Raw genomic sequence first — 13,333 nt, forward strand, 5'->3', positions numbered from 1 at the left:
CTTAGTAGTGTACCGAGAGACTTCAAGGACTCATGGTAAAAATCGATCAGAATTTTCCGGACAGCGAGCCGTTAACCGAAAAACAGCGACAAATCGTTGATGCTGCCTGCAAACTTTTCACGGAACAGGGGTACGAAGTTACCTCGATGGACAAGGTTGCCGCGGAAGCCAATGTTTCCAAGCGCACGGTGTACAGCTACTTCGATAGCAAGGAGCATCTGTTTTGCACTGTCATGGGGGGAATGTGCGCCGGTTTCGGCGAGCCCAATTCCGATGACATCGATTATTCCGGAACGCCTCGCGAAGTACTGACTGATTGTGCACTTCTGATCCTGGCGAAAGTGAACAACCCCGAAAAACTGCGATTGATGCGCACCGTGATCGCGGAGGCCGAGCAGTTTCCACTGATCGGGGAAACCTTCTGGAATGAAGGTCCCGGCAAGATGCGTAACGAGCTGGCGGAATTTATCGGCAAAATGCAGGATCAGGGTCTTCTCAGGAAAACCGACCCGGCCATGGCTGCAGCGCACTTCCAGGGATTTGTAACCGGACCATTTCTGATCCAGAGATTGTTTACCTCTTCCTGCGACTGGACAGCCGAAGACGCGATAAATTCGGTCGGCCCTGCCGTCGAGAGTTTTTTGAAAGCCTACGCGCCGGACTGATATGCGCGACTAGAAGTCGGGCCCGGTTATATCCGGCTGCCAATCAGCGATATGGATGATGCTCCCACCAGTGACGGGCGATATTCAGCCGCCCCGTCACCCAGACATCGTCGAACCCTTTGATGTAATCGAGCAGGCGCGCCAACCCGGCAGCCCGTGCCGGATGGCCGATGAGCCGCGTGTGCAGACCGATCGACATCATCTTTGGCTGCGTCGCCCCCTCCGCATACAGCATATCGAAGCCATCCCGGATAAACTCGAAGAACTGCTGGCCGGTATTGAGCCAGCCCCGTGAGAATTTCGAGTCATTGTGGGTCAGGGAATACGGCACGACGAGATGTGGGTTGCCATCGACTTCGACCCAATAGGGTAACTCGTCGTTATAGGCGTCGCTGTCATAAAGAAAGCCGCCTTCCTCCACCAGAAGCTCCCGCGTCGCCTCCCCCGGGCCGTGACGGCAATACCAGCCGAGCGGGCGCTCTCCGAGTGTCTTCTGCAAGGAAGCGACGGCGCGCTGGATATGCTCCTGTTCCTGGTCACGCTGGAGTTTGAAGTGCTCCTCCCAGCGCCATCCGTGGCAACAGATATCGAAACCCGAGGACCGGATTGCCGCCGCCAGTTCCGCATTGCGCTCCACAGCCAGAGCGCAGGTGAAGAAGGTGGCCGGCATTTCCCGTTCCTGAAACAGACGCAGCACCCGCCAGAACCCGACCCGGCTGCCATACTCGAACATCGATTCTGCGGCGAGATCGCGGCTGCCCGGCATATTCGGCGAACCCGGCGATTCCGTCAGGCCGGACTCGGAGAACCCGTCACCGTCATGAATCGAATATTCCGATCCCTCCTCGATATTGACGACAAAGTTCACCGACAAACGCGCCCCGCCAGGCCAGTGCGGATCCGGCGGATTGGCCCCATAGCCGACAAAGTCGCGCGGATATGCAGTCATGCTCCTGAACTCCCCAACTGTACGCGGGGAAGACTAGCGCGTGACCGTCCAAGGTGCGATGCCTTTGGAACTTCTTGGAAATAAACCCACCTGCATTAGGATCACCCCTACAAGTCAACGGGCGAACTGGAGAGAGAAATGGCAGTGCTGATTTTGGGCGGCGCGGGTTTTGTCGGCCTCAACATCGCGGAGGCATTGCTGGCGAAAGGCGAAACCGTCGTCGTGTTCGACCGGCGCCCGATCCCGGCTGCCGCCAGGCGCGCCTTCGAGACGCATCCGGGCACTGTCGTCGAAACCGTCGGCGATGCGCTCAAGGACGGCGCCATCCTCTCCGCCCTGAAGGAAAACAAGGTCGACCGGATGTTCTGCGCCGCCGCCATCACCGCCGGCCCGGAACGGGATGCCAACGCCCCGCGCTCGATCCTCGAGGTCAACCTGATGGCGTTCACCGCCGCTCTGGAAGCTGCACGCGATGCCGGGCTGAAACGGGTGATCAATGTCGGCTCCACTGCCGCCTATGGCACAACGGCCTTCGGTGACAAACCGCTCTCCGAAGACCTCCCGGCCTGGCCGCACAACATGTATTCGACGACGAAGTTTGCCTCCGAATGCATCACCCGCCGGCTGGCCGAGCTGTGGCAAATGGACATGTTCAGCGTCCGCCTCTCCGGCGTATTCGGCCCGTGGGAAGTAGACAGTGGGTTGCGCGACACGCTGAGCCCGCAGATGCAGGCATCCCTCATCGCCCTCAAGGGCAGCGAGGCAACCCTCCGCTATCGCGACATGCGGGACTGGACCTACAGCCGCGACATCGCCGACGCGCTGGTCAGGCTGATCAATTCGGAGAGCCGCCCATACGATGTTTTCAACATCAGTTGCTCAGATCCCTGGAGCACGGCCGACTGGTGCGAATTGCTGGCAGGCGGCTATCCGGACTTCTCCTGGCGTCTCGCCAAACCGGAGGAGGAACCGACCGTGAACCTGCATGGCGACACAGACAGGCAACTGCTGGTGAGCGCACGCCTGAAGGAAGCGCTCGACTGGTCACCCGATCTGAACCCGGAGCGGAGCTTCGCGGATTTCAAGAAATGGGCGGACAGCTATGGAGACTATTGGCTAGGGAAGTCCTGATGCCTCAGGTCCGTTGGGATGAGGGACTATAGTTTGAAACAGTTGTTACGATGCCAATCAAGATACTTAGGGTGAGGACGGTCAGAGGGTCGTGATGTTGGTAATGCGCGGCCAGTCTCATTAATTAGCGCCCGAACCGCATCGGGATCATTTGCTTGCCGCGACACGAGTATCTCAAGGTCATCGCTCAAACTGATCACACCACGATCAAACATCCAATGCACCGTACCGGAGAGCGCGAGCCCATTATTGACGATGTCTGGCCCATCACGTGTAACCGGCTGAATATGAGCCGCCTCAACCTCTGCGCGGCCACCGCCATTAATGAGCTTTATTCCGCTGATCGCGCATCGCTCATCATAAGCCTTCAGCACAACTTCACGGAAAACCCTATCTCGGGCTACGCGTGATGAAAGAACAGCGACCCTGTCCCGCTCAATGTCATGCAGAAATGGTTCTTGGTCTTCTCTAAACCCATCTGCGGGTTCCGGTTGTTCATTTCTAGGCAGAACGGGGCCCTCGTCGCCCAGTCCCAAACCTACAATCCGGCTAAAGTCTTCCGGTGAAAGCGGTCGAACAGCGGATTGAGCCCGGCCTGTGAGATTTCCATCGACACTAAGCAATCCCCGTTCGACATATTCACCCCCCAACGAAAGGGGAACCGTGTTGGGAAATGGTAAATATGTTCCCGGCTCGATCAATGCGAGAAACATATCCGAAGCGGTTGGATCGGGGACGATTTGCGCGACTTTCGCAGCGGCATAATATCCACGTGTATTTAGAACTTTGGTTGGTTCGTAGTAGACGATCCAGCCGCCAACGCACGCGACCGCACGTTTGAAGTATTGGCGCGGGAACTGATAGCGCTCGGCGGGACTATCCTCGTAAATAGAGTCGGCACGGTGGATAAAAATACCGAATCCCATGAGGCCTACTTAATCTGCGTACAACAGCTGATGATTCAACGCTGACATCAATCCCCAACCATCTTCAAACACACCATCTTCGCCGTCGTGCAGAACACTTCCATCGCGCGCTCCAGCTCATCCTCTGTCGGCATGGTTGGGGCCAGGCGGATGTTGCGGTCGCGCGGATCTTTGCCGTAGGGGAAGCAGGCGCCGGAAGCGGTGAGCTTCACGCCGGCCTCGGCGCAGAGCTTCACGGTTTCCGCGGCGCAACCGTCAGCGAGATCAACACTAACGAAATAACCGCCCTCGGGCTTGGTCCAGCTGGCCAGATCTGTGCCTTCGAAGGCTGCGGTCAGAGCTTTTTCAACGACAGCGAATTTAGGCGCGATGATCTCGGCATGCTTGACCATGTGTGCCGCAATTCCAGCCGTATCCTTGAAGAAGCGGACATGGCGGAGTTGATTGACCTTGTCCGGACCGATGCTGGAATAGAACATTCGCTCCAACTGATCGTCGATGTTGGTTTTGGAGGCGGACATCGCTGCCACCCCGGCGCCGGCCAGAGTGATCTTGGACGTCGAGACAAAGGTCAGGATACGGTCTGCATTACCCGCCGCCTCCGCCGCCTTCTGGATGTTTTTGACCGTCGCTATGTCACCGGTCAGATGGTGCACCACATAGGCGTTGTCCCACATGATCCGGAAATCCGGCGCGGCGGTCTTCATCGCCGCGAGCCGATCCACCGTCAGGTCGGAATAGACCGCGCCTGTCGGGTTGGAGTATTTCGGCACGCACCAGATGCCCTTGATGGACGCATCATCGGCGACCAGCGTCTCGACCGCATCCATGTCCGGCCCGTCATCCAGCATCTCGACCGGGATCATCTCGATCCCAAGCCGCTCGCAGATGGCGAAATGGCGGTCATACCCCGGCACCGGGCAGATAAACTTCGCCCCCGTCCACGGACCGTCACCGCCCGGCACGCCGAACATGACCGCACCCAGGAGCGCGTCATACATCATTTGCAGGCTTCCGTTGCCGCCCGCGATCACCAAATCCGGCGTCGTCTCCATCAACTCCGCGAACAGCGCCCGCACTTCCGGAATACCGGCCAGAATGCCGTAATTGCGGTAATCGGTGCCGTCAGCGCCCTTGCAATCGTCACTGCTGACGAGATCGAACATCGCCGCCGCCAGATCGAGCTGGGCCGCCGAGGGCTTGCCCCGCGTCATGTCGATATTCTGGTTACGGGACTTCAAATTGCGGTAGGCGGCGGAAAGGGTTTCGAGGTCGGACATGGGCTCGATCCGGTTACACTGTTGCGGTGCAGCGGACGCTAGCAGAGGAGCGATTCAGAGGCCAGAGCCGGATTGTCCCAGTTTACGTCAGGACGCGACAGACAGCCGGCCACGCTGACCGAACTCGTTGATCAGCCCGTCAACCAGACCGTTCGATCTGGATTCCGAAATAAAACGCTTTACCGCCTTGGCAAAGGCCGGATTTCCCGGCCTGACGCCGACCGCCTGACGAACCGCCGTATAGGACCCGTCCAGGACCTTTGCGCCTGGCATGCTCGCTGCGTTCTCCAGCAAAGCCGGACGAAGGCCGGCCAATGCTTCCAGTTTCTGATCGCGAAACAACTCGAACGCCGCCTTCAGTCCGGGCGCCCGTTTCAGCTCGGCATGTTTCAAGGCCCGGCTGAGATAGAGATCGTAGGCGGAGCGGTCGGACACCGCGATCCGCACGCCCGGCTTGTCCACGTCTTCCAGGCTCATCAGTTTCGAGCCGGCGGGCACCATGTAGGTAGCCTCGATCTCAGCATAAGCGCCGCAGAATTCTATGGTTTCCGCCCGCTTCGGGTCTTCGGCGATCAGACAGATATCCCACTCATCCCCGTCAACCGCATCGGCCACCGCGCCCGGCGAAGGATAGGTGCAATAGGAGATGCTGAACCCGAAATTGCGAGCAATGGCCGCTGCGATCGCTGGCGAGACCCCCGACGGGTTCCCACCTTCTGTCGTGCCGGTTACCAGCAGCACATTTCCGAGATTGATCCCCGCTCTCAGCTTGCCGGGCTCCGTCAGCCCATAATCCTCAATATCGATCATTCTCCAAAGCACTCCCCATGCAGGCGCAGCCGGTCGGACAAAGTTCCGGCGCACGTCACACTATAATGCTCAACTTAATCGGGGGAAATAGCGATGAAATTTCGCATATTAATAAAATGCAAATGGAATCCGGGACATAGCGAGTCACAAAACAACTCAACCACAGAAACTTGGTCGATCAGATCATCATAACCAGAAGCAGGAAGAGGAGCCACAGCATCAAAATTCAGCCACGCGGCGCGCCTTTATGTAAAGCTTCCTTGACACGCGTCAAGTTGCGCTTCATGTAAAAGAAACTTTACATGGAAATGGCATGAAAATATCCCGCTACCTGATCGAACTCGGCGCAACTTTTGCCGCCTATGTCGTCGCGCTCCTTGTCTCAAATGGCCTGCTGACCGCTCTAGAGCCGGACCATGCGCTCAGGCCATTCATAGCACTTCTCCCCATGCTTCCGGCGGCGGCGGTATGCTGGTCGGTGATCCGGCAGGTCAGGCGGGTGGACGAGATGCAGCGGATGATCCAGTTCGAGGCGCTGGCCATTGCTTTCGCCGCCACTGCGCTCTCCACCTTCAGCTACGGCTTTCTGGAAAGTGTCGGGTTCCCGAAACTCTCCATGTTCGCCGTCTGGCCGCTGATGGCCGGATTCTGGATTGTCGGCGGTGTGATTGCCCGGCGGCGCTATCGATGAAGAACAGCCTGAAGACGCTGCGCGCGGAACGGGGCTGGTCCCAGGCGGATCTCGCCGGATTGCTAAAAGTCTCGCGCCAGACGGTGAACGCCATTGAGAACGGCCGTTACGACCCGAGCCTGCCGCTCGCCTTCACTATTGCCCGGGTGATGCAGCTGCGGATCGAGGAGGTCTTCGAGGAGTAGACGGCACCTCTATCGAGGGGCCGCACCTGAAAAGGTCGTTCGATAGAGCAACCGGCGGTGGCCATCATAATCGTTGGTCGCGTAATGCAGCGTCGTCCGGTTGTCCCAGATAACCACATCTCCCGCCCGCCATTTATGCCGACAGGAGAAGTCCGGCCTTGTGCAATGCCGGTAGATTTCCTGCAAGACCGGCAGGCTCTCCTCCTCGGTCATACCGTCGAGGCGGGTGGTGTAGATCGGATTGAGGAAAAGCGCCTTTGCCCCGGTGACCGGCTCGGTGATAACGGCGGGATGGAAGGTTTCCCGATCTGCTTCCGGATCGCCCCGGGTCATCCGGATAGAGGCATTGGCCCGTGTTTCCGAAGGCGGCGCATGTTTCACGCCGTAGGGCTTGCCGACATGCACGGCATTACGTCCATCCACCACAGATTTCAGCGCAGCAGGCAGCGACCTGTAAGCGACCGTCTGGCTGGCCCAGACCGTATCGCCGCCGACATCCGGTATTTCTACCGCGTTCAGAATCGATCCGGCGGGCGGGTTTTCCAGAAAGCTGAAATCGGCATGCCATTCCCCACCGAAGACGCCACCCCCGATCTCGGATGCTTCCTTCAGCACGGCGATGATCTCCGGGTCGTCCTCCAGCGGCGACACGTAAGGCAGCTGCATCGCCGGGCCGAAGACACGGGTCAGCGCTTTCTGCTGTGGCGACGTCAGGTACTGGTCGCGCAGGACAAGCACCTGATGCTCCGCCAGGCTGCGTTTCAGAAACTCCGCACCAGAGCCGGAGATGGTCTCGGAGAGCGAAAGATATTCGATTTCCGCGCCGATGAAGCCGGTGAGTTTCTTGAGAGTAGGCATGGCGGGTCCAGATGCACGAAGTTACAGCGCCAGAGGCGGCCCTGTCGCAATGCTATCCGCATTCTAGCGGCGCCGGAAGGCCACCCACCCAATCACGCGTAGAACCGGCCCCCGGAAACCGCCAGATCGGCGTCGAAGGCGCGGCCGATGGCCACGAGACCGATGCGCCGGAGCTTGGACAGATCAAGCGGCGCCTCCAGTCGATGGGCCTCGAAATCGGCAAAATCGAGCCTAACGGTATGCCAGTCCGGGTTGGCGATGAAATCCGCGCGATAGGATTGCCAGGGACGCGTCATGTCTTCGGTTCGCAGATGCAGATTGTAAGCTTCCCCCGCACCCAGCACCTGCAGCTCGATCCCTTTCCAGCCGGAGGCGTCCATCGGAGCCCCGTCAGGATTGAGATCAAGCGCCAGCTGCAAAAAGCCCCCATTGTTTTCCAGGCTCACCTCGCCACGCATGCGGAGCGCCACGCGGCCATCGACTGTCTCCCGCGTCATCTCTCCCGCCGAAACGCCGCCCATCACCTGATCGGAGACGAGTTGCCAGTGCGTGCCACGAGGCGACTGCGGATGCGGATGAGAAAGATCGTCGATAACCGGAGAGCCGGAAGCCATGGCGAATGTCCCAGGGATGAGTGAGGTAGCCCCTATCACGCCGAGGAAGCCAATGATGTTGCGGCGAGAGATGGGCACTCTGTTTGGCAGATAGAAACACATGACACCGAGAGTTAGGCCTGCGCCCGCACCCGGAAAGGTCTCCGACTCCTCAAATTGAAAGTTGATGCCTCGATCATCGGAGTATATTCCTCACCTATGAGCTGAGCGTTAACCATATTGGATCTGCTCATCATCGAGATCGCGGTGACTGTCTCCGGCAGGGAACACAATATCTACCAGCCGATTTTCCAAGGCTCGAAGGCCACCTCAGACGCGGCAGAGGACATTTCGCAATGAAGATGGTCCGTACCCTCACAGTCCTGCTTGCGACGATGTCGATCGCTTCGCCAGCAGCGGCACATATCAAGTGGTTCGAGCCTTTCGACGTCTCGGCCCAGCCCAAGTCTATCGACGCGGTACTGAGCTCTATTTTCGTAACGTTCTTCCTGATCTCGGTCGGTCTTGTTTACCTGTTTTTCGTGGTCGACCGCATAGCGCTGCGTCGCGGCATCCTGGACGCGTTCCACCAGCGGCTGAAGGTCTTCGACGGGCTTTCGATCCTGATTATGCGCGGTGCGGCAGGTCTGTTCTTTGCATCGGCGTGGGCCATGGCCGAATTCGGCGGGATCAGCTTCTACCTTGCACCGGAGCTGGCGGCCGATCAGGACTGGGTGCCCTGGTTCCAACTCGCCATAGCGCTCTGCGCGTTCAGCCGGTGGACCACGCCGCTGCTGGGTGCTGGGATCCTGCTGCTCTACGCCCTGGCACTGCACGATTACGGCGTTTTCCATCTGATCGACTACCTGATCTTCCCGGCCATCTCTTATTTCTTCTTGGCGACAACCAGCACCTCATATGGCTGGAAGAAATCCGGTTTCGTGACGCTTTACGCTGTCACCGGGATCAATTTTCTCTGGCTCTCGATCGAGAAATTCGCCTTTCCGGATTGGACCTATCCGCTGCTGGCCAAACATCCTGGGATTTTGATGGGCATCGACCCGGAAATCTACATGGTGCTGGCCGGGTTCGTGGAGTTCGTGATCATCTTCACCTTGCTGGGCGCGGCGTCGGTGGCGACCCGCTTGATCGCCTTCGCCTTCCAGACCCTGCTGGTACTCGGGATTTTCGAGTTTGGCCTGGTCGATGCCATCGGCCACCTGATGATCAATGCCGTCTTGTTCGTGCTCATCGTTCGCGGCCCGACCGACGCACGCAACATCCTGGTGCTGTCCACAAAGTCGCCACAGATGGAGGCCTATTTCATGACCGGCCTCTACTATCTCGCCTTCGTCAACGCCTTCATCCTTTACTACGGCCTCCATACCCTGCTGCAAGGTTGAGGGTCAGTACCGACGCATTGGACGACTTCTCGCCAGCGCTCATGCAGGCGCTGCGTCCAGAACAAGGCTCAGAGTACCAATTAAGGAAGCACGACAATGAACTTCACGCGCCACGGCCTCATCCTTTTCACCGCTGATTACGAGCGCTGCGTGGAATTCTACACAGGAACGCTCGGCCTTGCGGTGATGTACACAAAGGACGAACCCGGATCGCACCTCACCTGCTGCGCCCTCGGCGACGCGTACCTGATGATCGAAGTCGGCGGCCCGCCTCCAGCCGCACGGAAAAGCCTTGAGCAAAACCCGACCAAACTACGCTTCAATGTCGAGGATGTAGAGGCTGCAGCGGCGGAACTGCGTGCCAAGGGCGTCCCGATAGAGGTCGAGACCTATTCGTGGGGCACCATCGCCAACTTCACCGATCCGGACGGCAATCTCTGCTCCCTCCGCGACGAGGCGAGCTTTCATTAGTCGCGGCCCCACCGAAGCCGTGATTTCAGTGCAGCAACCTCTGAACTGCAGCGCTGTCAGTGTCTTCCCTCCGGCGCATGACCGACTGAAAAATGTCCGAGCTCAGGTGACCTGAGAGCCAGGTTTGCAGATTGGCCAGAGGTTGGGCGTCGAACCATTCCCGGCCGGTATTGGCGAACTGGCGCACGAAGGGAAATATAGCGAAATCCGCAAGGCTTGGCCCGTTTCCGAACAGGTGAGCCTGGCCTTTCAGACGCTCGTTCAAGTGCTTGAGAAAAGTCGCGCCCTCACCTCGATGATAAAGAGGATCGGTTTCGGGGCCATACCGGACAGAATACTTATAGCGGTCGAGGTGATGCTTGAAGGTCCCGTCGCACTCGCCGATCAGCGCTTCCATCTCCGCCACGCTGCCGGCCTCCGGTCTGAGCCAACCTTCCGGGTCATGGCGCGACAGTGTCCACCGCATGATGTCGAGGCTCTGCTCCAGGACCTGCCCATCGGGCAAATGCAGGACGGGGACTGTTCCCTTTGGCGAAAGCTCCAGCATCTCCGCTGGCTTATCCCGAAGGACAACCTCACGAAGCACGCAATCCTGCCGGCTTGCCGTCAGGGCCAGCCGAGCACGCATCGCATAGGGACAGCGGCGAAATGAATAGAGGACCGGGAGCGGGTGGCAGGATGTCTCCGCGCCAGTGACGGCCTGATCGTCAGTCACATCCATCCCCGGACCGAACTGACGGCGCTTTATGAGCCGTACCGATATGCTGCTCGCCGCGCTGCTCCGCCAGTTCCACCTGACGCTCGCGCTCCTCGAAACGCTTCTTCTGGCTGGCATCGCTGGTGCTGTGACAGGACGGGCAAGAGACACCCGGCACGTAGAGAGGTGAAGCCTTGTCCTGCTCGTCAATCGGCCTGCGGCAGGCATGGCACATATCGTAGCTGCCGAGCTCAAGGCCGTGCTTTATGGAAACGCGCTGATCGAAGACGAAGCATTCCCCTTCCCACAGAGACTCTTCCCGGGGAACGGTTTCGAGATACTTCAGGATGCCGCCCTTCAAATGGAAAACATCCTCGACACCCTGCTGTTTGACGAAGGCCGTTGCCTTCTCGCAGCGAATGCCGCCGGTACAGAACATCGCCACCTTCTTGCCGCGAACGGCCTCGGGGGACAGGCTTTCCTGCTTCCGAAACCAGTCCGGAAACTCCCGGAACGTGGTCGTGTCGGGATCGATCGCCCCCTTGAAAGTGCCGATGCCGGTTTCATAGGCGTTCCGGGTATCGATCAGGATGACGTCCGGATCGCTGATCAGATCGTTCCATGCGTCGGGCTCGACATAGGTGCCGACGCTCTCGGTCGGGTCGATGTCCGGCACGCCCATCGTGACGATCTCTTTTTTCAGCCGGACCTTCATGCGGAAGAACGGATTCACATAGGCGAAGGATTCCTTCAGCTCCATATCCTGACAGCCGGGAATGCCGCGAATATGCGCAAGCACCGCGTCGATGCCGCTCCGGCTGCCGGCAATGGTGCCGTTGATGCCTTCGGACGCCAGCAAAAGCGTACCGTACACATCCGCCATGCGGCAGGCTTCCAGCAGCGCCGGCTGGCGAGCCTCGAAATCCGGCAGGGCGGTAAACTTGTAAAGCGCCGCGACCACGAACGGGACGTCGTTATCAGGTGCAGCGATGTGTGACGCGTCCGTCAATTCAGGAAGCTCCTTCAATCCTCGTCTTCAGTCCTATTGCGCATGCGGCGGTGTGATGACGCCAAATCTACTCCGACGCCAGAATTATATCTCAAGATCATATCAGAACCGAAGCAACACACTGCGCGGATCGGCAAGTGACATGCATCCCGGAACGGCTCATCTTGCGTGCAAAAGAACCGAGGGAGGAAAAACACCATGACCAGCAAACCCTATTCCGGCATCTGGCCGGTTGCGCCGACGCCCTTTAGCGACGATGGCGCAGTCGATTTCGAGAGCATGAAGCGTGTGATCGACTGCATGGTGGACCAAGGCGTGGATGGCATCTGCATCCTCGCCAATTTCTCCGAACAGTTCCTCCTGAGCGATGCCGAGCGGGCGGACCTGACCAAGCTCTGCCTTGAGCACACGGCGGGTCGGGTTCCGGTGATCGTCACCATCTCCCATTTCTCCACCGGCATCGTCGAGACACGCGCCCGAGAGGCGGCTGCAATGGGCGCCGCCATGGTGATGATGATGCCGCCCTATCACGGCGCCGCGCTGAAGGCTGACGAGACGGGCATGGTCGAGCATTTCGAGCGCGCCAGCCAGGCCGGCGGTATCCCGATCATGGTGCAGGACGCCCCGCTCTCCGGCGTTGCCCTCTCCGTGCCCTTCCTGGTGCGTATGGCGAAAGAGATCGAACAGGTGAAGCTGTTCAAGATCGAGGTTCCCCAAGCTGCGGCGAAGCTCCGCGCCCTGATCGAAGCAGGCGGCGATGCGATTGAAGGCCCGTTCGACGGCGAGGAAGCAATCACCCTGCTGGCCGATCTCGATGCCGGCGCCACCGGCTCCATGACCTCCGCCATGATCCCCGACCTGATCCGCCCCGCCATCGCGGCACACCTCGCAGGCGATCGGGCAGAAGCCAAGCGGGTCTACGAACGCCTGTTGCCGCTGATCAATTTCGAGAACCGTCAATGCGGCTGGCGCGCCAGCAAGGCGGTGATGAAAGAAGGCGGCGTGATCGCGAGCGAGCATGTACGGCACCCGGTGGCGCCGCTGCATCCGGAGACACGAACGCAGTTGCTGGAACTGGCGCGGGAGGTTGACCCAATCGCGCTGAAGTGGGGAAAATGAGCGTATTCATACTCTAATCCCTAACCTCGGTTTCACATTTCTTTTGATCGGAGCGTCCTCCAGGACACGCATCACGCATTTTGGAGGAGCTTATGTTCAAGAAATCGCCCCGTACCGTAAGAATTCTGGCTTTGGCTTTGGCACTGGTTGCACCGGCTTTCCTGTTGCACAGCCCAGCCATTGCGGGAGGTGGCGCATCCATCTGTGCCCCCTCTCCGACGGTCGCAGTTAATAGCTTCCGGATCGCCTCCGCAGACATCGTGCTCGCAGCATATGTGCCCAAGGCAGCTCATGGCTTTGCCAAACACAATTTCTTGCCCGTATCCACCAAGGAATATTGCTATTTCCATCACAACTGCCGGGCGGGCGGAACATATCCAAAGGGAAAAGACCCCGAGCTATACACCAAGCGGCAATGCAAAAATGGCGGCGGGAAAAGCTGGGGAACCGGCCCTCGCGACTGCCAGAACGTCAACAAGTAAACGCCCTTGCCTCGGTGCCCGCCCTCCAACCCGGGCGGGCGCTCTGGCAATAACCTGAATGTCG

16 protein-coding genes are annotated in these 13,333 nt (G+C 59.0%); 8 read left to right on the forward strand and 8 right to left on the reverse strand.

The window, feature by feature from the left end:
• Positions 1–32 precede the first annotated feature (32 nt).
• Complete coding sequence (locus tag IG629_RS08940) at positions 33–665, forward strand: TetR/AcrR family transcriptional regulator (RefSeq protein WP_193171615.1); 633 nt, start codon at positions 33–35, stop codon at positions 663–665.
• Between the two features lie 43 nt (positions 666–708).
• Here the strand turns inward: IG629_RS08940 and IG629_RS08945 are convergent, their stop codons facing one another.
• The gene (locus tag IG629_RS08945) at positions 709–1,614 is read right to left on the reverse strand and encodes an allantoinase PuuE (RefSeq protein ID WP_193171616.1); all 906 of its coding nucleotides are present in this window, start codon (positions 1,612–1,614) and stop codon (positions 709–711) included.
• A 138-nt stretch (positions 1,615–1,752) separates the two neighbouring features.
• Here IG629_RS08945 and IG629_RS08950 point away from each other — a divergent pair, with 138 nt between their 5' ends.
• Positions 1,753–2,745: an NAD-dependent epimerase/dehydratase family protein gene (locus tag IG629_RS08950; protein WP_193171617.1), complete on the forward strand. Its 993-nt coding sequence runs from the start codon at positions 1,753–1,755 to the stop codon at positions 2,743–2,745.
• Between the two features lie 26 nt (positions 2,746–2,771).
• Here IG629_RS08950 and IG629_RS08955 read toward each other — a convergent pair whose 3' ends face one another.
• The 3 genes from IG629_RS08955 to IG629_RS08965 all read right to left on the reverse strand — a co-directional run bounded on the left by IG629_RS08955 (position 2,772) and on the right by IG629_RS08965 (position 5,761).
• Positions 2,772–3,671, reverse strand: a complete 900-nt coding sequence (locus IG629_RS08955; RefSeq protein WP_193171618.1) for an HNH endonuclease — start codon at positions 3,669–3,671, stop codon at positions 2,772–2,774.
• 47 nt (positions 3,672–3,718) lie between these two features.
• On the reverse strand, positions 3,719–4,951 hold the full coding sequence (locus IG629_RS08960; protein WP_193171619.1) for an aminotransferase class I/II-fold pyridoxal phosphate-dependent enzyme: 1,233 nt from the start codon (positions 4,949–4,951) through the stop codon (positions 3,719–3,721).
• 87 nt (positions 4,952–5,038) lie between these two features.
• On the reverse strand, positions 5,039–5,761 hold the full coding sequence (locus tag IG629_RS08965; RefSeq protein ID WP_193171620.1) for a transporter substrate-binding domain-containing protein: 723 nt from the start codon (positions 5,759–5,761) through the stop codon (positions 5,039–5,041).
• A 313-nt stretch (positions 5,762–6,074) separates the two neighbouring features.
• Here IG629_RS08965 and IG629_RS08970 point away from each other — a divergent pair, with 313 nt between their 5' ends.
• Together IG629_RS08970 and IG629_RS08975 are read left to right on the forward strand one after the other, a co-directional pair.
• The gene (locus IG629_RS08970; RefSeq protein ID WP_193171621.1) at positions 6,075–6,452 is read left to right on the forward strand and encodes a hypothetical protein; all 378 of its coding nucleotides are present in this window, start codon (positions 6,075–6,077) and stop codon (positions 6,450–6,452) included.
• Entirely contained in the window at positions 6,449–6,637 is a 189-nt protein-coding gene (locus IG629_RS08975; RefSeq protein ID WP_193171622.1) for a helix-turn-helix transcriptional regulator, read from the forward strand. The genes IG629_RS08970 and IG629_RS08975 overlap by 4 nt, the downstream gene beginning before the upstream one ends.
• Before the next feature lie 9 nt (positions 6,638–6,646).
• Here IG629_RS08975 and IG629_RS08980 read toward each other — a convergent pair whose 3' ends face one another.
• Positions 6,647–7,495 carry a TauD/TfdA dioxygenase family protein gene (locus IG629_RS08980; protein WP_193171623.1) on the reverse strand — a complete coding sequence of 283 codons (849 nt, stop codon included), beginning with the start codon at positions 7,493–7,495 and terminating at the stop codon, positions 6,647–6,649.
• A 92-nt stretch (positions 7,496–7,587) separates the two neighbouring features.
• Entirely contained in the window at positions 7,588–8,109 is a 522-nt protein-coding gene (locus IG629_RS08985; RefSeq protein WP_193171624.1) for a CIA30 family protein, read from the reverse strand.
• A 335-nt stretch (positions 8,110–8,444) separates the two neighbouring features.
• Here IG629_RS08985 and IG629_RS08990 point away from each other — a divergent pair, with 335 nt between their 5' ends.
• Complete coding sequence (locus IG629_RS08990) at positions 8,445–9,491, forward strand: hypothetical protein (protein ID WP_193171625.1); 1,047 nt, start codon at positions 8,445–8,447, stop codon at positions 9,489–9,491.
• Positions 9,492–9,587: 96 nt separating this feature from the next.
• Entirely contained in the window at positions 9,588–9,962 is a 375-nt protein-coding gene (locus tag IG629_RS08995) for a VOC family protein (protein WP_193171626.1), read from the forward strand.
• A gap of 25 nt (positions 9,963–9,987) precedes the next feature.
• On the opposite strand, the gene IG629_RS09000 is transcribed toward IG629_RS08995, so the two are convergent.
• Positions 9,988–10,677 carry a glutathione S-transferase gene (locus IG629_RS09000; protein WP_319025050.1) on the reverse strand — a complete coding sequence of 230 codons (690 nt, stop codon included), beginning with the start codon at positions 10,675–10,677 and terminating at the stop codon, positions 9,988–9,990.
• Entirely contained in the window at positions 10,670–11,668 is a 999-nt protein-coding gene (trhO, locus tag IG629_RS09005) for an oxygen-dependent tRNA uridine(34) hydroxylase TrhO (protein WP_226886569.1), read from the reverse strand. Before trhO ends, IG629_RS09000 begins: the two co-directional genes overlap by 8 nt.
• 198 nt (positions 11,669–11,866) lie before the next feature.
• Between trhO and IG629_RS09010 the strand changes: the two genes are divergently transcribed.
• Positions 11,867–12,787 carry a dihydrodipicolinate synthase family protein gene (locus IG629_RS09010; protein ID WP_193171628.1) on the forward strand — a complete coding sequence of 307 codons (921 nt, stop codon included), beginning with the start codon at positions 11,867–11,869 and terminating at the stop codon, positions 12,785–12,787.
• A 92-nt stretch (positions 12,788–12,879) separates the two neighbouring features.
• Positions 12,880–13,269 carry a hypothetical protein gene (locus tag IG629_RS09015; RefSeq protein WP_193171720.1) on the forward strand — a complete coding sequence of 130 codons (390 nt, stop codon included), beginning with the start codon at positions 12,880–12,882 and terminating at the stop codon, positions 13,267–13,269.
• Positions 13,270–13,333 lie beyond the last annotated feature (64 nt).

The organism is Nisaea nitritireducens (assembly GCF_014904795.1).
Lineage (GTDB): Bacteria > Pseudomonadota > Alphaproteobacteria > Thalassobaculales > Thalassobaculaceae > Nisaea > Nisaea nitritireducens.